The sequence below is a fragment of the uncultured Selenomonas sp. genome, from assembly GCF_963528755.1.
Taxonomy (GTDB): Bacteria; Bacillota; Negativicutes; order Selenomonadales; family Selenomonadaceae; genus Selenomonas.
Genome location: NZ_CAURXA010000012.1, coordinates 1 through 21,825 on the forward strand (window position 1 = coordinate 1; position 21,825 = coordinate 21,825).

22 protein-coding genes and 1 tRNA gene are annotated in these 21,825 nt (G+C 56.8%); 6 read left to right on the forward strand and 17 right to left on the reverse strand.

Annotated elements, in window-relative coordinates:
* Positions 1-212: hypothetical protein (locus RWS31_RS10500; protein WP_314598193.1), on the forward strand; the 212-nt coding region annotated here is incomplete at its 5' end.
* A 328-nt stretch (positions 213-540) separates the two neighbouring features.
* Here the strand turns inward: RWS31_RS10500 and RWS31_RS10505 are convergent.
* The 11 genes from RWS31_RS10505 to ybaK form a co-directional block, all read right to left on the reverse strand.
* Positions 541-1,752, reverse strand: a complete 1,212-nt coding sequence (locus tag RWS31_RS10505; RefSeq protein ID WP_314598195.1) for an MFS transporter — start codon at positions 1,750-1,752, stop codon at positions 541-543.
* Between the two features lie 177 nt (positions 1,753-1,929).
* Positions 1,930-2,820: a LysR family transcriptional regulator gene (locus tag RWS31_RS10510; RefSeq protein ID WP_314598197.1), complete on the reverse strand. Its 891-nt coding sequence runs from the start codon at positions 2,818-2,820 to the stop codon at positions 1,930-1,932.
* Positions 2,821-2,915: 95 nt separating this feature from the next.
* Positions 2,916-2,991, reverse strand: a tRNA-Ala gene (locus RWS31_RS10515).
* A gap of 67 nt (positions 2,992-3,058) precedes the next feature.
* Positions 3,059-4,066 carry a dTDP-glucose 4,6-dehydratase gene (rfbB, locus tag RWS31_RS10520; RefSeq protein ID WP_314598199.1) on the reverse strand — a complete coding sequence of 336 codons (1,008 nt, stop codon included), beginning with the start codon at positions 4,064-4,066 and terminating at the stop codon, positions 3,059-3,061.
* Positions 4,063-4,635, reverse strand: coding sequence for a dTDP-4-dehydrorhamnose 3,5-epimerase (gene rfbC / locus RWS31_RS10525; protein ID WP_314598201.1), 573 nt, complete (start codon positions 4,633-4,635; stop codon positions 4,063-4,065). The genes rfbB and rfbC overlap by 4 nt, the downstream gene beginning before the upstream one ends.
* Before the next feature lie 11 nt (positions 4,636-4,646).
* Positions 4,647-5,519 carry a glucose-1-phosphate thymidylyltransferase RfbA gene (rfbA, locus tag RWS31_RS10530; RefSeq protein ID WP_314598202.1) on the reverse strand — a complete coding sequence of 291 codons (873 nt, stop codon included), beginning with the start codon at positions 5,517-5,519 and terminating at the stop codon, positions 4,647-4,649.
* A gap of 42 nt (positions 5,520-5,561) precedes the next feature.
* Positions 5,562-5,996 (reverse strand): hypothetical protein, encoded by a 435-nt coding sequence (locus RWS31_RS10535; RefSeq protein ID WP_009646867.1) that lies wholly within the window; start codon positions 5,994-5,996, stop codon positions 5,562-5,564.
* A gap of 150 nt (positions 5,997-6,146) precedes the next feature.
* On the reverse strand, positions 6,147-8,204 hold the full coding sequence (recG, locus tag RWS31_RS10540) for an ATP-dependent DNA helicase RecG (protein ID WP_314598203.1): 2,058 nt from the start codon (positions 8,202-8,204) through the stop codon (positions 6,147-6,149).
* Between the two features lie 154 nt (positions 8,205-8,358).
* Positions 8,359-9,963: a phosphoenolpyruvate carboxykinase (ATP) gene (gene pckA / locus RWS31_RS10545; protein WP_314598204.1), complete on the reverse strand. Its 1,605-nt coding sequence runs from the start codon at positions 9,961-9,963 to the stop codon at positions 8,359-8,361.
* A gap of 133 nt (positions 9,964-10,096) precedes the next feature.
* Complete coding sequence (gene thrC, locus RWS31_RS10550) at positions 10,097-11,602, reverse strand: threonine synthase (protein ID WP_314598206.1); 1,506 nt, start codon at positions 11,600-11,602, stop codon at positions 10,097-10,099.
* A 26-nt stretch (positions 11,603-11,628) separates the two neighbouring features.
* The gene (ybaK, locus tag RWS31_RS10555) at positions 11,629-12,186 is read right to left on the reverse strand and encodes a Cys-tRNA(Pro) deacylase (protein ID WP_314598209.1); all 558 of its coding nucleotides are present in this window, start codon (positions 12,184-12,186) and stop codon (positions 11,629-11,631) included.
* Between the two features lie 110 nt (positions 12,187-12,296).
* On the opposite strand from ybaK, the gene RWS31_RS10560 reads away from it, so the two are divergent.
* From RWS31_RS10560 to rpmB, 4 genes are all read left to right on the forward strand, one after another.
* Positions 12,297-12,569, forward strand: a complete 273-nt coding sequence (locus RWS31_RS10560; RefSeq protein WP_314598210.1) for a type II toxin-antitoxin system prevent-host-death family antitoxin — start codon at positions 12,297-12,299, stop codon at positions 12,567-12,569.
* The gene (locus tag RWS31_RS10565; protein WP_314598212.1) at positions 12,562-12,819 is read left to right on the forward strand and encodes a Txe/YoeB family addiction module toxin; all 258 of its coding nucleotides are present in this window, start codon (positions 12,562-12,564) and stop codon (positions 12,817-12,819) included. Before RWS31_RS10560 ends, RWS31_RS10565 begins: the two co-directional genes overlap by 8 nt.
* A 30-nt stretch (positions 12,820-12,849) precedes the next feature.
* Positions 12,850-14,739: an NAD(+) synthase gene (gene nadE / locus RWS31_RS10570; RefSeq protein WP_314598214.1), complete on the forward strand. Its 1,890-nt coding sequence runs from the start codon at positions 12,850-12,852 to the stop codon at positions 14,737-14,739.
* Positions 14,740-14,863: 124 nt separating this feature from the next.
* A complete protein-coding gene (rpmB, locus tag RWS31_RS10575; RefSeq protein WP_006192484.1) occupies positions 14,864-15,055 on the forward strand; it encodes a 50S ribosomal protein L28 in 192 nt (63 codons plus the stop codon).
* A gap of 86 nt (positions 15,056-15,141) precedes the next feature.
* Here rpmB and RWS31_RS10580 read toward each other — a convergent pair whose 3' ends face one another.
* From RWS31_RS10580 to RWS31_RS10605, 6 genes are all read right to left on the reverse strand, one after another.
* Entirely contained in the window at positions 15,142-15,540 is a 399-nt protein-coding gene (locus tag RWS31_RS10580; protein WP_314598215.1) for a RidA family protein, read from the reverse strand.
* A gap of 48 nt (positions 15,541-15,588) precedes the next feature.
* On the reverse strand, positions 15,589-15,954 hold the full coding sequence (gene aroH, locus RWS31_RS10585) for a chorismate mutase (RefSeq protein ID WP_009646852.1): 366 nt from the start codon (positions 15,952-15,954) through the stop codon (positions 15,589-15,591).
* 87 nt (positions 15,955-16,041) lie between these two features.
* Entirely contained in the window at positions 16,042-17,649 is a 1,608-nt protein-coding gene (locus RWS31_RS10590; protein ID WP_314598218.1) for an AarF/UbiB family protein, read from the reverse strand.
* 55 nt (positions 17,650-17,704) lie between these two features.
* Positions 17,705-19,330, reverse strand: a complete 1,626-nt coding sequence (locus RWS31_RS10595; protein WP_314598220.1) for an ATP-binding cassette domain-containing protein — start codon at positions 19,328-19,330, stop codon at positions 17,705-17,707.
* A gap of 78 nt (positions 19,331-19,408) precedes the next feature.
* Positions 19,409-20,209: a glucosaminidase domain-containing protein gene (locus RWS31_RS10600; RefSeq protein WP_314598222.1), complete on the reverse strand. Its 801-nt coding sequence runs from the start codon at positions 20,207-20,209 to the stop codon at positions 19,409-19,411.
* An 18-nt stretch (positions 20,210-20,227) separates the two neighbouring features.
* Positions 20,228-21,442 (reverse strand): NCS2 family permease, encoded by a 1,215-nt coding sequence (locus RWS31_RS10605; RefSeq protein ID WP_314598224.1) that lies wholly within the window; start codon positions 21,440-21,442, stop codon positions 20,228-20,230.
* Positions 21,443-21,486: 44 nt separating this feature from the next.
* On the opposite strand from RWS31_RS10605, the gene RWS31_RS10610 reads away from it, so the two are divergent.
* Positions 21,487-21,741, forward strand: coding sequence for a hypothetical protein (locus RWS31_RS10610; protein ID WP_314598226.1), 255 nt, complete (start codon positions 21,487-21,489; stop codon positions 21,739-21,741).
* Positions 21,742-21,825: the final 84 nt, after the last annotated feature.

The following is a 21,825-nucleotide window of genomic DNA, read 5'->3' on the forward strand; positions in this document are numbered from 1 at the left end:
CATGTGTTAAGCACGCCGCCAGCGTTCGTCCTGAGCCAGGATCAAACTCTCCGAAAAAACTTGCGTTTTTATTTGCAGAGAGCCGAATTGGCTCTTTTTTATCTTTGGATACGATTCTTTCGAACCGCATAAAGAAATTGTCGATTGCTTTTACAATTGTAGTTCACAATCGATGTTTCATCAAGATTTCTCTTGATGGACATCTGGCTTGAATCATATAGATGATTCATTTCTGCATTGTTTAGTTTTCAAGGAACACCGCCAAATTTCTTCAGCCGTTCGCCGCTCAGTTGAGCTAGCTTATTCAGTATACTCGGTTCAGTGAATTTTGTCAAGCGCCGTTTTTTTCATGTCCGCCAGGACTTGGGAGCCGTTCTCCTCCGAACTTTTCACTTGCTGTCCGCTCTCTTTGCGACTTGACCTATTCTACACGAAGACTTCATGCCTGTCAACCTCTTTCTTTCCTTTCATTTTGTCCACTGGAATAGAACAACAAAAAAAAGAGGAGTCGCTTGCCGCAGCCCCCCCCTTTTTGTTCTTTCACTCTGCTTCCGTTTCCAGCTTTATCTCCACCACGGGCGCAGCATCGCGCTTCCTCGCATAGAGCAAGTAGTAAAGCCCTGCGCAGAGGAGAGCGGCTGCACCGCACGCGGCATAGATGCCATCGAAACCGATGCTGTCCTTGAACGCGCCAAGTGCATAGGGACCGACGCCGAGTCCGAGGTCAAGCGCGATGAAGTACGTTGATACGGCAACGCCGATGCGATATTCGGTGACGAGCTTCACGCAGATCGCCTGCCCGTTCGACATGAACGTGCCGTAGCCGAGGCCGACGAACACGCCCGCGAGGAGAAGCGTCCAGCTTTGCGTCGTAACGCTCAGGAGTAGAAGCCCGATGGCAAGGCACGCATACGTCGGGTACATCACAAAGTCCTCTCCCTTGCGGTCAAACATGACGCCGGCAACAGGACGTGCGAGCGTAATCGTCAGAGCATAGACGAGGAAGAAAACTGTACCTGCGCCGATGAGGCCAAGTTCCTGCGCGTACGTCGCAAGGAAGCTCAGGACACTCGAATAGCTGATGCCCATGATGAACGCCACGATGGAAATGGATGTGACCTTCGGCTCTAAGAAGTTGTTGATGCTGAACTTCTTAAGTTCCGCCTTCTTCTCTTCCGAAAGCTCCATCTCCGGCACCTTGAGGACGACGATGGCGGCAAGGCAGACGACGAGCATGGCTACGCAGAAATCAATGATGTAATTGAACGTCAGCGTATGCTGCATGAGCATGCCGAGGAACGGGCCAATGGCAGCGGCGAGGCTCATGCTCAAGGCGTAGTAGTTGATGCCCTCGCCGCGGCGCGTCACAGGAATGATGCTCGATACGATCGTGCTCGTCGCCGTCGAGGCGATGCCATAGCCGATGCCGTTCAGACAGCGCACGATGTAGAGCATGGAAAGGGAATCGACAAAGAAGTACAGGAGCGTCGTGGCAAGATAGAAGATGATACCCGCATAGAGCATGAACTTCCTTCCATAAAGCTCAATGGAACGACCAGCGACCATGCGTGCGAGTAACGTGCCGAGGATGAAGATGCCGGATGCAAGCCCCGCCTCGCTCATCGACGCGTTGAGCGTCTTGATCGCTTCGGATGCGATGATGACCATGAGCATGTAATAGATGATATAGATCAAGAAGTTTACCAGGGTATCGAGGATGAACTCCTTCGTCCATAACTTTTCATGTTCCACGTTTAACAACGACCTTTCTTTGCCGAACGCGCTCCTTCGCGCTGCGGCGATTTCTTAAATTAAAAATGAACTGTACCCGATTATAAGCATCGACCTCCGTTTTGTATAGCGCATAAAAAAGATGGAAGTTATCGCAAAAAGTGATAACTTCCCAGCAATATTCCTTTATTGCAACTTTCAGATCGTACTCTGATAAATCTTCTGAACATGTTCAACGTAGGTGCGAATATGGCGCAGGCGCGGATTTTCCTTCTTATATATAAGCACAGCGTCGAGTGTCAGCGCGGGGGCAAGGGAAGAGAAACCCGACGTGATGCCGAGCGCTTCTATGAAGCGGCGCGGCAGAAGCGCACCCGCCGGATTTTCCCTGCAAAAATGCACCATCGCATACGGAGTCGAAAGGCGCGCCGCCACTACTGGCATCTCTTCGCTGAAGTAGCGCTCGTAGACGCGGTTCATCGACGACTTCGCGGGGTAAACCACGAGTGGCTGCTTCGCCGCCCAAGAGCGTGCCGCATCGCCTTCGGCGCGCGCAAGGCAAGGTGCATAGAAAACGATGTCATCATCGGAAAAATGCACGCACTCCCATCCGTCAAAACTCGTCTCTTCCAAGCGATATACCGAGGCAACGTCGATGCGGTCTTCCAGAAGCCCGCACCGAATCTCATCTTCCTCCATTTCAAAAACATTGAGGCAGATCTTCTCATTCTGCTTCTGAAAGTACGATACATGACGATTCATATGAACATCGCCCAGAGAGCGCAGTACGGCGACATTTAGCTCGGCAGGCGTGCGCTTTACGCTTTCCTGCACCTCCGCCACCGCGTCCCTCAGCTGCTCGACGCAAAGCTGCGCCTTCTCCAGAAACGCCGTACCCGCCTCCGTCAAGTCGCTGCCGCGCGTCGAGCGGCGGATCAAAGTGACGCCGACCGCCTCTTCGAGCTTCTTCATCTGCACGCTGAATGCCGACTGCGTGATGTTCGCTTCCTTAGCGGCAAGCGAGAAGTTCCTGACCCTGCCGTAAATGATGAAACATTCCAACTGATGTATGCTCGGCAGTTCGCCCATGCCGTAGCCTCCCTTCGGCAGGAGAATCCCTGCCGTATTTTCTCGAAAACAAAAAGCGGCTTCTGCGCCTAAGCAGAAGCCACTTGAATATCCTATGGTGGAGACGAGGGGGATCGAACCCCTGACCTCTTGCATGCCATGCAAGCGCTCTCCCAGCTGAGCTACGCCCCCGTGGACAAGTTACTTTGCTAGTATACAGCACGAGAGGGAAAAGCGCAAGCCCTTTTTGTAAAAAATTTCATGCGCTCAGATACGCTTTTCGATAGCTGCCGTCAAGGATATGCTGCCACCATGCGCGGTTTTCCAGATACCATGCAATCGTGCGCTCGATGCCATCTTCAAATCTCGTCTCGGGCAGCCAGCCAAGTTCCGTGTGGATCTTCGTCGGATCGATCGCATAGCGGCGGTCGTGCCCCTTCCTGTCCGCCACATACGAGATGAGGCTCTCAGGCTTCTTCAAGGCGCGAAGGATGACCTTGACGACATCGATGTTGGCGCGTTCGTTGTGACCTCCGATGTTGTAGACCTCTCCCGTGCGTCCCTTCTGCAGCACGAGGTCGATGGCGCGGCAGTGATCCTCGACGTAGAGCCAGTCGCGCACGTTGGCGCCGTCGCCATAGACGGGAAGCTTCTCGTTGGCAAGCGCCTTGACGATCATCAGCGGGATGAGTTTCTCGGGGAAATGGTACGGGCCGTAGTTGTTTGAGCAGCGCGAGATCGTCACGGGCAAGCCGTATGTGCGACTATAAGCGAGTACGAGGAGATCGGCGCTCGCCTTCGAGGATGAATACGGGCTCGACGTATGCAAGGGAGTCTCCTCAGTGAAGAAGAGGTCGGGGCGATCGAGCGGCAAATCGCCGTAGACTTCATCCGTCGACACCTGATGGTAGCGCGAAATGCCGTACTCGCGACAGGCGTCCATGAGAACGCTCGTGCCGATGATGTTCGTCTGCAGGAAGATCTCCGGCGTCTCGATCGAGCGGTCGACATGACTTTCCGCAGCGAAATTCACGACGATATCGGGTTTCTCGGCGCGAAAGAGTGCATAGATCGCCTCGCGGTCGCATATATTGCAGTGGGCGAAGCGAAAGCGCGGCTCTTCTGCGAGATCGAGCAGAGATTCATAATCGCCCGCATACGTCAGCGCATCGACGCAAAGAATCTCTGCATCCGCGTGCGCCTTCATCATATAGTGGACAAAATTGCTGCCGATAAAGCCGGCGCCGCCGGTCGCAAGATACTTCACGCTTCTTCCTCCCCATAGACGAAATTGAGCTGAGCTTCCCGCTCGGCGAGCGTTGGCGCCGCCTCGTCCTTCGCCGAAAGAACCGTCGGCGCGATCTCCCAGTCAACGCCGATGGCAGGATCGCTCCAAAGGATGTTGCCATCGCACTCCGGCGCATAGTAATTGTCCGCTTTGTACTGCACCTCGACGTCATCCGTCAGGGTAATGAAACCATGCGCGAAACCGCGCGGAATCATCAGCTGCCGCTTGTTTTCCGCCGAAAGGCGCACGGAAACCCACTTCGCATACTGCGGCGATCCCTTTCGTATATCGACAGCGACATCGAGGATTTCGCCGCGCGTGCAGCGCAGGAGTTTCGCCTGCGCCATGGGATTCTTCTGATAGTGCAGTCCGCGCAATGTGCCCTTTTCCGCGGAAAAGGACTGATTGTCCTGCACGAAGTCGTAGAAGAGACCCACCTCTTCCATCTTCTTTTTCGACCAGCTCTCCATGAACCAGCCGCGTGCATCGCCGAACACCTTCGGTTCCAAGATAAAGACGCCCTTGAGGCGTGTTTCCATCACGTTCATTTCTCGTTCCCCTATCCCTTGACCAGTTGCTCCAAATAGCGCCCGTAGTCGTTCTTCATCAAAGGCTGCGCGAGGCGCAGAACCTGCTCCGCATCAATATGCCCCATGCGGTAGGCGATCTCCTCGATGCAGGCGATCTTGAGACCCTGGCGATCCTGAATCGTCTCGACAAACGTCGCCGCCTGCAGAAGCGACTCATGCGTGCCCGTATCGAGCCACGCGAACCCCCTGCGCATCTTCTCTACCTGAAGGTCGCCGCGTTCCAAATACGCGCGGTTCACATCCGTGATCTCAAGCTCACCGCGTGCCGACGGCCTGACCGCCTTCGCGATCTCAACGACATCGTTGTCGTAGAAGTACAGCCCCGTCACCGCATAGTTCGAGCGCGGCATCTCGGGCTTTTCCTCCAAACTGACAGCGCATCCCGTCTCATCAAACTCCACGACGCCGTAGCGCTGCGGATCGCGCACGTAGTAGGCGAACACCGTCGCGCCCGCTTCGCGTGCCGTCGCACGCTGCAAAAGCCGTGCAAGATCGGCGCCATAGAAGATGTTGTCGCCTAGAACAAGCGCACAGCCGTCGCCGCCGATGAAATCCTCGCCAATGAGGAACGCCTGCGCCAAGCCGTCCGGGCTCGGCTGCACGGCATAAGAGATGTGGATGCCCCACTGGCTGCCATCGCCGAGCATAGCAGAAAACATCGTGCTGTCCTGCGGCGTCGTGATGACGAGGATGTCCTCCAGCCCAGCGAGCATCAACGTGCTCAGCGGATAGTAGATCATCGGCTTGTCAAAGACCGGCATGAGCTGCTTCGACACGACCTTTGTCAGCGGATAGAGCCGCGTTCCCGAGCCGCCCGCCAGAATTATTCCCTTCTTCAGCACAAAATCACCTCTCAAACGACACGGCTACAATATTTCTGCATCTCAAGCCTTCTGCCAGATCAAGCTCATGAACTCGCTGTGGCGCTTCCTGACCTCCCGTGCGACGACGCCCACGATCGTATTGACGAGATCGGCCGAATAGTTCTTCTGCGTCATCGGGATGCAGGCGTCAAGGATGACAGACGTATCAGGCGCAAGATAATACTTGAACAGTTTGTTGCCGTTGTTCAGGCGCATGATGAAATTCGTCACCTCATAGGCGTTGTCATCATTCAGTGCCTTCGGCGCAAGATTGGCTCGTACAATCACATAGATCGTATCGTCGAAAATGACCCCGAGCGGCACATACTGTCCCTGCACCTCAACGGTCGAGCGAAAAATCACGCTCTCATGCTCATCGCCAAGCTCCTCGCGCTCAAAGCTGTCAATCTTATGCCGTTGCAAATATCGCTTGAACTTCTCCGCTGCCTCTACCATGAAACTTCCTCCGTAAATGCGAAATTCGTATCTTTCAATAAGATTCATCAAAGGCACAGGAAACTCCTGCCAAGAAACGGTCTTTCTTTTTTATTTTATTCCTCATACCATTATGAGAGATGTATCGAAGATGCAGCCGCACACGTCTTTTCAGACCTCTGTGATCTTCGCAAAAAATTCCTTGTACTCAAGCCGCAGAATCTCGGCAACCTCTCTGCGCATCGCAGGGCTTTCCATCGTTTCGAGCGCCGCGCGGCGCGCCTTGAACAGAATATCGATGTCGCGCAGGGCGTCCGCCATCTTGAGGTCGGGCAGGCCGTGCTGCATCGCGCCAAAGAATTGACCGGGGCCTCTGAGCTTCAAATCCTCCTCGGCGAGCACGAAGCCGTCGCGCACGCTCTCCAAAAGGGCAAGCCGTTTCTTCGCCGCAGCGGTTCGCGCCGCCGAAACGAGGATGCAGTAGGAACGATGCGCCCCCCTGCCCACGCGTCCGCGCAGCTGATGAAGCTGCGCGAGGCCGAAGCGCTCGGCATTCTCAATGACCATGATGCTCGCGTTCGGCACGTCTACCCCCACCTCGATGACTGTCGTCGTCACGAGAACGTCGAGCTTGCCCGCGTGGAAGTCCGCCATGACGGCTTCCTTCTCCTTGCCCCGGAGCTTGCCGTGCACAAGGCCGCATCGCACTTCACGAAACACGCCCGCACTGAGTTCTGCGTAGACCTCCTGCGCCGACGGCAGATCGAGCGTTTCGCTCTGCTCGACGAGCGGACAGACGACGTAGGCCTGCCTGCCCTTTTCAATCTCTTGGCGCACGAAGTGATAGATGCGGTCGCGCCGGTCAGGCGTGCGCACGAAGGTCTCGACAGGCACGCGCCCTGGCGGCAGATGCTCGATGCGCGAGACGTCGAGATCGCCGTAGACCGTCAAGGTCATCGTGCGTGGAATCGGCGTCGCCGTCATGACGAGCATGTCGGGCGTGAGGTGAACGCGCTTTTCGAGCGCCGCTCGCTGTTCGACGCCGAAGCGATGCTGCTCGTCCGTCACGACGAGGCCGAGCGAGGCGAAGGCGACAGGCTCCTGAATCAAGGCATGCGTGCCGATCACGATATCGACATCGTGCGCCTCGATCGCCTCGTACGCTGCCTCGCGCTCCTTCTTCGACAGTCTTCCTGTCAGGAGCAGCAGCCGCACGGGCAGATCTTGCAGCAATTCGCTGAACTTGTCGAAATGCTGACGCGCCAAGATTTCCGTCGGTGCCATGAATGCTCCCTGAAAGCCGTTTTCTACCGTCTTGACGAGCGCCAAGAGGGCGAGAGCCGTCTTGCCCGAGCCGACGTCGCCCTGCACGAGACGGCGCATCGGCAAGGCAAGCTCCATGTCCTGCCGAATGTCGCGCCACGTCTTTTCCTGGTCCTCCGTCAACCGAAACGGCAGAACCTCACGCACCTCGCGCGAAAGGCGGCTCGCGCCGAGATGGCGCACGCCCTTCTTCTTTTCACGACTCTCGCGGCGCAGGAGCAGAAGCCCGCACTGGATGAGGTAAAGTTCCTCGAAAATCAGCCTTTCCCGCGCGAGATGTAGCGCCTCGGGCGACTCGGGAAAATGCACCTCGCGGTACGCCTCCTCTCGCGCGACGAGTCGATAGCGCTGGCAGATGCTCTCAGGCAAGGTCTCCACGATCTTGCCGATTTCTTGAAAGACTCCTGTGAGAAGCGTGCGGAAAAACTTCTGATTCAGACTGCCCGAAGCCGCATAGACCGGCAGGATGCCCAGAGCCGCTTCCCCGCCTTCTTCGAGCAGAGAGAAGTCCTTGACCTGGCTCATCTGCTTCTTGCCTCGCCCGCCGAAAGCATAGTCGATCTTGCCGACAGCGAAGAGCCGCATCCCTGCCTTGAGCTTTCCCTTGAGGAACTTCTGATTGAAGAACGTGACTTGCAGAAATCCCGTACCGTCGTCAATATCGACGCTCAGGATATGAATGCCGCGCCCCGTGCGCCTCTCGGCTATATGACGGATGACGCCTGTGACCGCCTGCTGCTCGCCGACCGCGAGCGCGGCGAGCGGCGTCAGCACGCGCCTGTCTTCGTATGTGCGCGGATAATAGGTCAAGAGGTCATAGACGGTGAAGAGGCCGATATTGTTCAACGCCTCGTATTTCTTCGCGCCGACGCCCTTGAGCTTCAAAAGACTCGTCTGCAGCTCCATGGCCGCCCCCTCTCCGAAAGATGCAAAACACAAAAGAGCCCGCCTCCGCATCAAATCGCAGGCGAGCTCTTTCTTCATGGCACGCTTTTTCGCGCCTTTTTCCTATCACGATATTGCTGGAAGCACTTTCGCCCAAAAGCTGCCCGAAAGCTGCTTAGAGTTTCGGGCCGGCAGCGACGAGCGCCCTGCCCTCGTCATCCGTCTCATACTTCTTGAAGTTCTTGATGAAGCGGCCAGCGAGATCCTGCGCCTTCTTGTCCCACTCAGCCGGATCGGCGTAGGTGTCGCGCGGGTCGAGGATCTTCGTGTCGACGCCTGCAAGCTCCGTCGGGATGTCGAACTCAAAGTACTTGAGCTTCTTCGTCGGCGCCTTGTTGATCGAACCGTTCAGGATCGCGTCGATGATGCCGCGCGTATCCTTGATGGAAATGCGCTTGCCCGTGCCGTTCCAGCCCGTGTTCACGAGATACGCCTTGGCGTCGCTCTGGCGCACCCTCTTGACGAGCTCCTGCGCATACTTCGTCGGCGGCAGTTCGAGGAACGCCTGACCGAAGCATGCCGAGAACGTCGGTGTCGGCTCCGTGATGCCGCGCTCCGTGCCCGCAAGCTTCGCCGTGAAGCCCGAGAGGAAGTAGTACTCCATCTGCTCCGGCGTCAGGATCGCGACGGGCGGCAGTACGCCGAAGGCGTCCGCCGAAAGGAAGATGACCTCTTTGGCCGGAGGCGCCGAAGAAATCGGACGCACAATGTTCTTGATGTGGTCGATCGGATAGGAGACGCGCGTATTCTCCGTCACGGACTTATCGGCAAAATCAACCTTGCCGTTCTCGTCGACCGTAACATTCTCCAGGAGAGCGTCGCGGCAGATGGCGTTGTAGATGTCCGGCTCGGAATCCTTGTCGAGGTTGATGACCTTCGCGTAGCAGCCGCCCTCGAAGTTGAAGACGCCGTTGTCGTCCCAGCCATGCTCGTCGTCGCCGATCAAGAGGCGCTTCGGGTCGGTCGAGAGCGTCGTCTTTCCCGTACCCGAGAGGCCGAAAAAGATCGCCGTATTCTTTCCCTCGAGGTCCGTATTGGCCGAGCAGTGCATGGCGGCGATGCCCTTCAGCGGCAGGTAGTAGTTCATCATCGAGAACATACCCTTCTTCATCTCACCGCCGTACCACGTATTGATGATGACCTGCTCACGGCTCGTGATGTTGAAGGCGATCGCCGTCTCCGAATGAAGTCCGAGTTCCTTGTAGTTCTCGACCTTCGCTTTCGACGCATTGTAGACGACGAAATCCGGCTCGAAGTTCTCCAACTCCTCCTTAGAGGGCAGAATGAACATATTGCTGACGAAATGCGCCTGCCATGCGACCTCGACGATGAAGCGCACGGCCATGCGCGTATTCTTGTTCGCACCACAGAAAGCATCGACGACGAAGAGACGCTTGTCGGAAAGCTCCTTTTTCGCAATCTTCTTAAGTTCTTCCCACGTCTCCTGGCTTGCCGGATGATTGTCATTCGGGTAGGCTTCTGAGGTCCACCAGACCGTATCCTTGGAGTTCTCGTCCATGACGATAAACTTGTCCTTCGGCGAACGGCCCGTAAAGACGCCCGTCATGACATTCACGGCATCAAGCTCCGTGAGCTTTCCCTTCTCAAATCCCGTGAGGTCGGCCTTCATCTCTTCTTCGAAAAGCTGTTCATAGGACGGATTATGGACGATTTCCTTCACGCCGGTAATCCCGTACTTTGTCAGATCAAGTTTTGCCATGTTTCTCTACCTCTTTCATAAAAATTGAATTTAAGATATAGTTTCAAACATGCTCTGCTTATCTCTTTCTCGCTTTTCTAGGGAAATCCTGCTTGTTTTCAATTTTTATTTATGAAATTTCACTTGCAAATCCTTACTCCTTCGCAAATTCTTCCGTTACAGCATGCATTTCCGTCTTTTCGCACACTGTGCGATGCAGGATTTCAGCCGTTTTCAGCGACGCCAATCCCTGCGGAATCGGGCTTTCGTTCAAGGAGGCGAGCTTGTCGAGCTGCGCGAATTCGTCGAGTCCCGCACGCTCTTCTCCGAGCGCGTCCAAGACGCTTTCGTTGAACTTGTACGGGCTTGCCGTCGAGACAACGACGAGTAGGCGCTCGCTTCCCGTATCCTTCTTATAGGCCTGTGCCACACGATATGCGACAGCCGAATGCGTGTCGAGCACATAATGCTCCTTCTCGTAGACCTCGCGCATCGTCGCCTTCGTCGCCGCGTCGTCGACCCAGCCCGCCCAAAACGTCTCTTTAAGATTTTGCAACACGGTCTCGCCGACCTCGTACCTGCCCTTTGCGGCAAGCTCCTCCATCCAGCCCCTGACCAGCGCCACATCCTGCGTCTCATGATAGAGCAGACGCTCAAGATTGCTCGAAATCAGAATGTCCATGGACGGCGAGATCGTCTTGTAAAAATCGCGCTTCTTGTCATAAACGCCTGTCTGCAGGAAATCCGTCAGCACGTTGTTGCTGTTCGACGCACAGATCAGTTTCGCGACGGGAAGCCCCATGCGCTTGGCGTAATAGCCCGCGAGAATATCGCCGAAATTGCCCGTCGGCACGCAGAAGTCGATGGATTCGCCCGCTGCAATCGTCCCCTTTTCCAAGAGGTCAACATAAGCGCTGAAGTAGTAGACGATCTGCGGCACAAGCCTGCCCCAGTTGATCGAATTTGCCGAAGACAGCTTGACGTTCTCGGAGGCAAGCTTCTCTCCAAAGGCCTTGTCACTGAAGATCTCCTTGACGCCGTTCTGCGCATCGTCAAAATTTCCCTTGACCGCGACGACACGGACATTTGCGCCCTTCTGCGTGCACATCTGCAGGTTCTGGATCTTCGACACGCCGCCCGTCGGATAGAACACGAGGATCTTGATCTGATCGACATCGGCAAAACCTTCGAGCGCCGCCTTGCCCGTGTCGCCCGACGTGGCGACGAGAATCAGAATCTCAGCGTCCTCACTTGTCTTCTTGAGCGCCGTCTGCAAAAGCTGCGGCAGGAGCTGCAGTGCCATGTCCTTGAACGCACTCGTCGGCCCGTGCCAGAGCTCCAATACGGGGAACTCCTTGAGCGCGTGTACGGGCGCGATGCGCACGTCGTCAAACTTGCCGTCCCCGTAAGCGCGTGCAATGCAGCCTGCAAGCTCCTCTGACATGTAATCCGTAAGGAAGAGTCCCAGAATGCGTGCCGCGCGCTCCTCATAGGAAAGCTGCCGCATCCCTGCAATAAAATCCGGATCGACCTTGGGCATCTCCTCGGGCACGAAAAGCCCACCGTCCGCCGCCAACCCTTGGATGATCGCCTCTGCCGAAGCGACGCTTGCCGCCTTTCCCCTCGTACTGCTGTATTTCAATTCCTTCACTCCATTCATCTCTCTCCATCGACTGTGCCGCTTCCTCAGCGCGTCAGCTGTGCCGTCGTCGCATGGACGGCACGCTCCAAATCGGCGGGCGCGAGCACGATCTGTTCGCCGCGCCTGCCCGCGCTGACGGCAATCTTGTCCCACGCTTTCGCCGAAGCGTCGAGGAACACAGGATACTCCTTCTTCGCGCCGAGCGGCGAGCAGCCGCCGCGCTGATAACCCGTGAGAGCAAGCACTTCCTTGAGATGCACCATCTCCGCCTTCTTGCTCGCGGCGGCTTTGGCGAGAGCCTTGAGATCAAGCTCCGCCGCGCCCGGAATGCACGCCATGACGACGCCCGCCTTGTCCGTGCGGGCGACGAGCGTCTTGAATACCTGCTCCACAGGCATATGGAGCATCTCGGCCGCATGGACGGCGCTGAGGTCGTCCAAGTCGACGGGAAACTCCCGTAGCTCGTACGAAATCGACAGCCCGTCGAGAATCCGCGCCGCATTCGTCTTCTTCTGCCCCTTCATATCGCTCACCGTTTCTGCATCCGCAATCTCAAGCAAAAAGCTGCTTCGGATGCAGACTCTATTATACCATAGGTTCACGAGAACTCCTATGGCGCAGCGAACAGAACGATGATTTTCTACACACCAAAAATTTCTATTGCCTTATTGTACACGTTTCGGTACAATAAATAAGAAAGGACGTGATACTCATGGTAGCCGTGAATTTCTCCACCCTTCGCAACAACTTGAAAGCTTACTGCGACACAGCGACAAAAGATGCTGAAACCATCATCGTGACTCGTAAAAACGAAGACGATGTTGTCATGATGAGCCTTGAAAGTTACAACAATCTGATGGAGAACATCTTCATCACGAGCAACACGAAAAATTACCGTCATATCCTTGATGGCGTTCAGCAGCTCGAAGACGGACACGTTGTCGCAAAAAGCACAGGAGAACTGGAGCGCCTGCTCCATGAATAAAATTTTCTCGGAAAATGCGTGGAACGATTTCATGGAGTGGATTCAAGAAGATCGCAAAATCGCCAGGAAGATCGATGCGCTCCTCAAAGACATCGAAAGAAACGGGCATGAAGGTCTGGGAAAACCCGAACCTCTGCGCCACGACCTTGCCGGCTATTGGAGTCGGCGCATCACGGTGAAAGATCGCCTGATTTACTCCATCGATGATAAAAACATTTACATCGCCGCCTGCAAAGGTCATTACGACTAATTCATTATTCTTGGAAAGAGGTGCTTCCCCTTGCTGAAAATCGCGTCCGCACAGATGGAAATACAGCCCGGACGACCCGACGCCAATACCGAGAACATGCTGCGCCAGATGGAAGAAGCGAAAGCGAATCATGCCGACATCGTCATCTTCCCCGAGATGGCGATTCCTGGCTATCTGCTCGGCGACACCTGGGAGCAGGATGCCTTCCTGCGCGACTGCGAATCTTGCGCCGCCGACATCATCGCCGCCTCGCACGGCATCGCCGTCATCTTCGGCAGCGTCGCCGTCGATTGGACGAAGAAAAACAACGACGGCAGGCCGCGCAAGTACAACGCCTGCTTCGTCGCCAGCGAAGGAAAGCTCTGCCATCCCGAGGCAATGCCCTACCCCTTCGTCATCAAGACGCTCCTGCCGAACTATCGGGAATTCGATGACACACGCCACTTCTTCAGCCTACAGAAGCTCGCACGCGAGCTGGGCACGACGCCCAAGAGTCTGATTTCTCCCGTTTCGCTGAAGATTCACAGCAGGCGCTGGAAGATCGGCTGCCTATTGTGCGAGGACGGCTGGAGCGACAATTACGAGACGGCACCGATGAAGCTTCTCGAAGAATACGAGGATCTGGACTTCTACGTCAACATCTCCTCCTCCCCCTATACGCTCGGCAAGAACGAGAAGCGCCAGCGCCTCTTCTCCGCCGCAGCGAAGGCGGCAGGGGCGCCGCTCATCTACGTCAACAACGTCGGCTTGCAGAACAACGGCAAGACTGTCTACACCTTCGACGGTGCGAGCGCCGTTTACAGCGCGGAGGGTTTATGCGTCGCCGCCGCTCCATCCTACGAGGAAGGACTGCACTATGTCGATGTCGAGGAAATCGCCTCGCTCCCTGCCCGCACGCCCGAAAAGAAGACCGAAATCGCCCAGATTTACGAAGCGCTTTCCTACGGCGTCAGAAAATTTCTCGACAGCATCCGCATGAAGAAAGTCGTCGTCGGCGCCTCGGGCGGCATCGACTCCGCCGTCGCCGCCGCGCTCTATACGAGCGTCCTCGGCGCAGAAAACGTCCTGCTCGTCAACATGCCGAGCCGCTTCAACTCCGAGACGACGAAGGATCTCGCACACGCGCTCGCCGAAAACCTCGGCTGCTATTACGCCGTCTTCCCCATCGAGGAGTCCGTGCAGCACACGATGAAGCAGATTGCAGCGACGCCCATCGAGCTTCTGAAGACGGGCGAAAAGAATACGCTTGCCGTCTCCTCCTTCCTCGCCGAGAACATCCAGGCGCGCGACCGCAGCTCGCGCATCCTCGCCGCCCTCGCCGCAGCCTTCGGCGGCGGCTTCTCGTGCAACGCGAACAAGGCGGAGACGAGCGTCGGCTACTCGACGCTCTACGGCGACCAGGCGGGCTTCCTCGCCGCCCTCGCCGACCTCTGGAAACATCAGGTCTACGACCTTGCACGCTACATGAACGAGCATATCTTCAAGCGCGAAGTCGTGCCGCAGGCGACGATCGACATCGTGCCGAGCGCCGAACTGTCCGATGCGCAGAACGTCGACGAGGGCAAGGGCGATCCGCTGCTCTATCCGTACCACGACTATCTGTTCCGCGCCTTCGTCGAGCGCTGGGAAAAGGCGACGCCCGAAGACATCCTCGATTGGTACGTCAAAGGCACGCTTGAGCAGCAAATCGGCTGTGAAAAAGGCCTCGTGAAGAAATATTTTCAGACCCCCAAGGACTTCATCGCCGACCTTGAACGCTGGTGGAACCTATTTTCCGGTCTCGCCGTCGCCAAGCGCATCCAAGCGCCCCCCATCCTCGCCGTCAGCCGCCGCGCCTACGGCTTCGACCACCGCGAGGCGCAGAACGGCGCCTACTATACAAGAGCCTATCGAAAGCTCAAGGAAGCGCTGCTGAAATGAAAACTGCTCGCGCCATATTCTTCGTGAATCTGCAAGAACAGCTTGCGCTTCCCTGCACTTTGTGCTAAAATACTTTTGTTGTCTATGGCGCAAGATTTACTGCGCCGCGAAGGAGGTGTACCCCATGGCAAGTGTTTGCGAAATCTGTGCAAAGGGCGAGATGTCCGGCATGAATGTCAGCCATTCGCATTTGAAGACGAAGCGCAAGTGGAAGCCGAATATCCAGCGTGTACGCGCGATTGTGAACGGCGAGACGAAGCATGTCAACGTCTGCACGCGCTGCCTGCGCTCGGGCAAAGTCGAGCGTGCCATCTGATCTGTGCACAAGGATCCGAACTGATATATCATAAAACAAGCCGCTGAATCAAAAGATTCAACGGCTTGTTTTATTGCAGTGACGCATCAATAGGAATAATTCTGCCCTTCCGAAGCGACGCAGTCGATCTCAATGAGCGCGTCCTTCGGCAGCCTCGCCACCTCGACGCAGACGCGTGCAGGCGGGCAATTTGTGAAATACTTCGCGTACACCGTGTTCATCGCCGCGAAGTCCTCGATGTCTTTCAGATAGACTGTCGTCTTGACAACATCTTCCAGCGAGCATTCATCGGCTTCGAGAACGGCCTTAAGGTTTTCCAGCACGCGCTGCGTCTGCTCGGCAATGCCGCCCACGACGAGCTCGCCTGTCTGCGGGTCAAGCGGAATCTGTCCCGAGGCAAAGATGAAGCCGCCCGACGTGCGGACTCCCTGCGAGTACGGGCCGATCGCTTTCGGCGCATTTTCCGTGATGATTTCTTTTTTCATGATCAAATCGCTCCCTTCGTCATATACCATGCTGACGCATAGCGCACGTTACTCCTCCACTTGAAGATCGGGGCGCAGCGAAATGGCACCGCCCAGGTAGATATGGCGAATTTCACTCTGCGGCTTATCCGTATCGACGAGCAAGAGCGCCCGTATGCAGCGTGGCAAAGAATTTTCGATATCTGGCTCCAGGGTGTCAAAAAGCGGCACTGCATCGAATCCCTTCAAAAATCTCGCACCCGCAGCTGGAAATGCCGATTTGAGATCGGGCGTCGCGGAAAAAATCGCCGCTCCGATGTCCGAAGGATCGATCTTGTTCGTGCGGCACATGCCCATGACCATGAGTTTCACCGCTTGAAATATCTCAGCCTTCGTATCCTTTTCTACCGTGATTGCACCCCTGATCCCACGCATGGGAATCCCTCCTATCCTACTCTTCCTACCATTAGAGCCCCTAAGAAAGCGCGCCTTTCGCGCATTTCTCCAATCAACGGCACCTCGTCAATGACCGCGCAATATGCTCCACAGAAGCCGTGCCGAGAGCACGATCGCCGCCAGATAGCCCAAGACGCCCAAGAACGGTATCTCCATGATCTTCGGCGTCATCTGCGTCGTACAGATCGTGCTTGAGCCAAGGAGAAGCGCCGCACTCAGAAGGGCGATGATGAGCTTGTTGATCATCTTGTTGAGTCTCGCGAGCGGCTCATCGGCGCCCGTCAACTCAAGATTGACCTTCGTCTGCCCACTCAGCGTCATCTTCAGGATGTCCGAGATCTGCTCGGGCAGCTGCAAGGACTTGCGCAAAAGGATGTAGCCCTCGCGCTTCGCCTTGCCGGCTTCCTCGCGCCAGTTGAATCCCTTCGCAAAGCTCAGTTCCATGCTGCGCGCCAAAATCTCGACGAAGCTGACCTCAGGGCATACGAGGCGCATGACGCCTTCGATTGTCATGACGCCGCGGCAGAACATGCTGATGCCCGGCGCGATCGCGATGTGATGGGAGCGCAGCACGTTCATGATCTGACGCGAGAGTATGCCCATCTTCAGCGAGCGGAAATCGAGATCGCCGTACTGCGCGATGAGCGCGTCGATGTCCTGATAGAGCCTCGCATGGTCGATGCGCTCCTGCGGCACGCCGAGTGAGAGCACCGCCGCCTTCATCTCGAAGACGTCATGCTGCGCCAGAGCGAAGATCGCCTTGCGGATTGCCGCGCGATCCTTGTTCGACAGACGCCCCATCATGCCGAGGTCGAGCCAGACGATCTTACCGCCGCGCACCCAGATGTTCCCCGGATGCGGGTCGGCGTGGAAGTAGCCATCCTCGACGATCTGCTTGACGTAATTTTCACCGAGCCGCTCGCCAATGCGCCGCACGTCGACGCCCGCCGCCTTGAGTCCCGCCACATCGTCAATCTGTATGCCGTCGACGTACTCCATGACGAGCACATGCTGCGTCGTCAAATGGCGATAGACCTTGGGACAGCTTACGAAGTCGGCATCCTGATTCGCATGGCGGAACTCCTCGATGTGGTTCGCCTCCATGACGAAATCCATCTCCTGCTTGGCGATCGCCCAAAGCTCATCGAGCACCATGCTGAAATCCACGACGTCCTGCGCAGGACCAAGGATCTTCAAGATGCCCGCCGCACGCTTCAAAAGCACGATGTCCTTGCTCATGATGTCGTGCACGCCTGGTCGCTGCACCTTGATGACGACCTTCTCACCGTCCAGGAGCACCGCGCAGTGCACCTGTGCAATCGAAGCTGAACCCAGCGCTTCTTCATCAATCGAGCGGAAGATGCGCGTCCAGCGACGCTGATACTCCTGCTCGATGACCTTCTCTATGACGGAAAACGGCAGGGGGTTCGCCTCCGTCTGCAGTTTCATAAGTTCATCACAGTATTCCTGCGGCAGGAAATCCGGGCGCATGCTCATGATCTGCCCGAGCTTCACGAAAGTCGGTCCGAGATCTTCCAAAATCAGCCGCAGCTTCTCGGGCGTTATGCCATGCACGATGTCGCGCGCACGCAGGACTTCAACCATCTCGCGCAGACGTGTCGCCGAGCCTTGATCCTCCTTGCGCCACGCTTCGCGAAAAGCCTTTGCGAACATCGTATCCCCCCTCGGAAGAGCCCCCATCGCCATGCTGGACGGCAAAAGCCTTGCCTTAACTCTTCTTGCCGTACTTTTCTTCGAGCTGCTGGCGCACCGTCTCATTTTCCAGGAATTCATCGTACGTCGTCACGCGGTCGACGACGCCCTCAGGCGTGATGTCGATGATGCGGTTTGCGATCGTCTGAATGAACTCGTGGTCGTGCGAAACGAAGAGTACCGTGCCCGAAAAGGCGATCAGTCCGTCGTTCAATGCCGTGATGGACTCCAAGTCGAGGTGGTTCGTCGGCTCGTCGAGAAGCAGCACATTCGCGCCTGAAAGCATCATGCGCGACAACATGCAGCGCACGCGCTCACCGCCCGAGATGACCTTGGCCTTTTTCTGGCTCTCCTCCCCCGAGAAGAGCATGCGTCCCAGAAAGCCGCGCACAAATGACTCGTCCGGATCGCGCGAATACTGGCGCAGCCAGTCGACGAGATTCAGATCGACGTCATCGAAAAATTCGTTGTTGTCCTTCGGCAAGTACGCCTGCGTCGTCGTCACGCCCCATTTGAATGTGCCCGCATCCGCCTCCATATTACCCATGAGGATCTCGAAGAGCGCCGTCTTGCCCACGGAGTTCGGGCCGACGAAGGCGACCTTGTCCCCCTTCTTGAGCGTGAAGCTGACGTTGTTCAGCACCTTCTCACCGTCAATTGTCTTCGTCAGGCCGCTGACCTGCAGAAGTTGGTCGCCCGCCTCGCGGTCAGGCGTGAAGGCAATGTAAGGATAGCGGCGCGAGGACGGCTTGATGTCGTCGAGCGTGATCTTTTCGAGCAGCTTCTTGCGCGAGGTCGCCTGCTTCGACTTCGATGCGTTGGCGCTGAATCGCTGAATGAAGGTTTGCAGCTCCTTGATCTTCTCTTCTTTCTTTTTGTTCGCATCCTTCGCCATCTGCAGGGCGAGCTGGCTCGACTTGAGCCAGAAATCATAGTTGCCCGCATAGAGCTGGATCGATCCGAAGTCCACGTCGGCGATGTAGGTGCAGACCTGATTGAGGAAGTGACGGTCATGCGAGACGACGATGACCGTGTTCGGGAAGTCGTCGAGGAAGGCTTCAAGCCAATTGATCGACTCGATGTCGAGATGATTCGTCGGCTCATCGAGAAGCAGCACATCGGGACTGCCGAAGAGCGCCTGCGCGAGAAGCACGCGCACCTTTTCCTTGTCCGTAAGATCCGCCATCTTTTTGTGATGCTTCGAAGGATCGATGCCGAGGCCGTTTAAGAGCCGCTCCGCCTCAGGCTCTGCATCCCAGCCGTTCATGTCGGCGAACTCCGCCTCAAGCTCCGAGGCCCTCATGCCGTCAGCATCGGAGAAGTCCTCCTTCTGATAGAGCGCATCCTTCTCATCCATGATGGCGACGAGACGCTCGTGACCGAGCATGACCGTGCGCAAAACCTCGACCTCGTCGAAGGCGTAGTGATCCTGCTTGAGCACGGCAAGGCGCTCGCCTGGCGTGATGTCGACCGAGCCTTTCGACGGCTCGATGTCGCCCGCAAGGACGCGCAGGAACGTCGACTTGCCCGCGCCGTTCGCGCCGATGATGCCATAGCAGTTGCCCGGCGTGAACTTGATGCTTACATCCTTGAACAAAACGCGCTTGCCAAACTGCAGCGTCAGTCCGCTTGTACTAATCATAAGATCCGATCCTCAACCTTCCCTATACTGTTTTCTTCGCCTGCAAAAGAGCCGCGCTTCCATGCCCGTGAAATATATTCACTGGCGCAGGATGTCGCGGAAAAGCTGCATGATGCTCTGACCGTACGTATGGCCGGGCACCGCCCAACGTCCATTGAGATCTGTCCATGTGCCGAGCGTGCGAGCGCCGTACGTCGAGCGCACGAGGTCGTAACGCGGATCGACGATGGGCAAGGTGGGGCGGCGCGTCGACGCGTAGGCCAGAAGGTGCTGAATATGCGCGCGTACGCCCAGCTCCGACGTGGAAAAGTACGCACCCTTGACCGTCGCGCTCGTCGTGCCGAGACCGCAGTAATTGTTCTGATCGGACGTGACCGTACCGCCGTAGCGGAAGAATCCCGTTTCCTTCAGCGCCTGCGCAAACGCCACATCAGGCCGCACCCCCTCTCTCGCGCCTTCCTTGTAATAATACGAGACGAGCGCCTCCGGAGAAACAGAGATGTCGGGATGCGGGTTGTTCATCAGCAGGTAATCAACGCACTGCTTCTCCGTCGCCATCGCCGTACCCAAGATGGCGTCCGCCGTGCGCGGCACCGTCACGAGAACGCCCGGCGTTCTTTCCACCGGCTTCTTTTCGGGCGCAGGAGAATTCAAGATGTCCTTAATGCGCTCGGAAAGCGGCTGCTGCGCGTGAGCTGTCTGAACCTTCGTCTCCTTCGTCCTGCCCTGCTCGATGCCCTGATGCATTTCCACTTTCGTTTCCACCTGCGGATCATGCAGGCGTCTGGCGTCTGCCGCCGATGGAAGCGAAAAAGCAAATGTGCCGAGCACGAGCGCCGTCAAAACTGCCTTACCCTGAAAAGACCCCTTGAACCCCAATGCAATTCCTCCTAGAAATCACGGCGTATAGTACGCGAAATAAAGCGAGAAAGCCCCCGCGAAAAAGAACAGTGCTGGATGAATCTTCTTCCCTCGTCCCGAAAAGACCTCCAAAAAAACATAGAGGATCATCCCTGCGCCCAGTCCTGCAGTAAGACTAGAGGACAATGGCGTCACGAGAAGCACAGCGAAGAACGCGACATGTTCCGATGCCCGCTGCCAATCGAGCCGCAGCCCCTTGAGGAGCAAGCAGCCGGAAAAGATGAGGAGCGGCGCGAGAATCGCCGAAAAGTCGAGAATGGCCGCCGCCACAGGCTCCACGAACAGCGCGAGAAGCAGGACGGTCGCCGCCGCACAGGCAGCAAGCGGCGTGCGCGCGCCGACAGCACGCGCCGCCACAGACTCCTTCGCCAAGGTGACGGGGCCTGCGCCGAGGAGTGCTGAAACAGCATTTCCCGCTGCGAGCACAAGGAGCGTGCGTTTTTCGGCGAGTCCGTGCGCCTCTTCCGCCTCTCCGAGTGCGGCGAATGTACCGCACGTATCGAAGAAGAGGACAAGCCACAGTGCCAAAATGACGCCCGAAAGCTCTGCAAGATGCGCAAAATCAAGTGCGAACGCCGTCCGATCAAGCCCCTCGGGCAGGAGGAACGGCGCCTCAGGCAAAGCGAGGAAGCCTTCGAAGAGAGCGAGCAGCACAGCCGAAAGAACGCCCCAGAACGCCGCCGCGCGAACGTCCATCGCCCAAAGCGCGAGCGATACCGCAAGGCCTGCGAGCGCGACGAACGCCGCCGGCTCAGAAAGGCTGCCGAGCATCGTCACCGTCAGCGGCGAGCCGACGACGAGTTTGCCCATCTGAAGCCCCGTAAAGACGACGAGCAAGCCCACGCCACCGCGTGCCGCCTCTGCGATCGCACGCGGCATCGACGCAAGGAATATGCGGCGAAGCGGTGTAGTCACCGTCAGAAGGACGAGAATCGCGGCTATAAAGCATGCGGCAAGAGCCTCCTGCCACGCGACGCCAAGCGGATAAATGACGCCATAGACGAACCAGACGTTGATGCCGAGCGCAGGCCCGACGACGATCGACTGACGCGCAAAAAGCCCCGCAGCGAGCGTCGCCAAACACGCGGCGAGAAGCGTCGCCGCATAAGCTCCGACAAAAGGCGCACCCGCCCTCGCCCAAAGTGCGGGCACGACGGCAAATGCTGCCAGAAGAGTGAGCGCCGTCAGCACGCCGCCCAAAACCTCCCGCCGCCACTGGACGCGCTCCTCCTTCCATGAAGGAAAAGAAAAAATCTCAGCCCGTCCTCCTTTCTCAAAAAACCAATCCGCTCCTATTGTACCACAAGACTGCCAAGGCTTTCAATCCTAAGCAGGAGCTTTTTGCTGAACCCTCAAGAATCAGATGGAAGGTGCAGACCGATCGACTGGCGAGAGTGGCGCACCGTGCCCACGATGCCACGATAAAAAGGCTCGACCTGCTTGCAAAGAAGCAGGTCGAGCCTTTCGCTAACTCTATTCACTTTCTCTGATGAGTCATCAACCCATCGGCAAACTTGCATTGGTTGCGGGAAGAGGACTTGAACCTCTGACCTTCGGGTTATGAGCCCGACGAG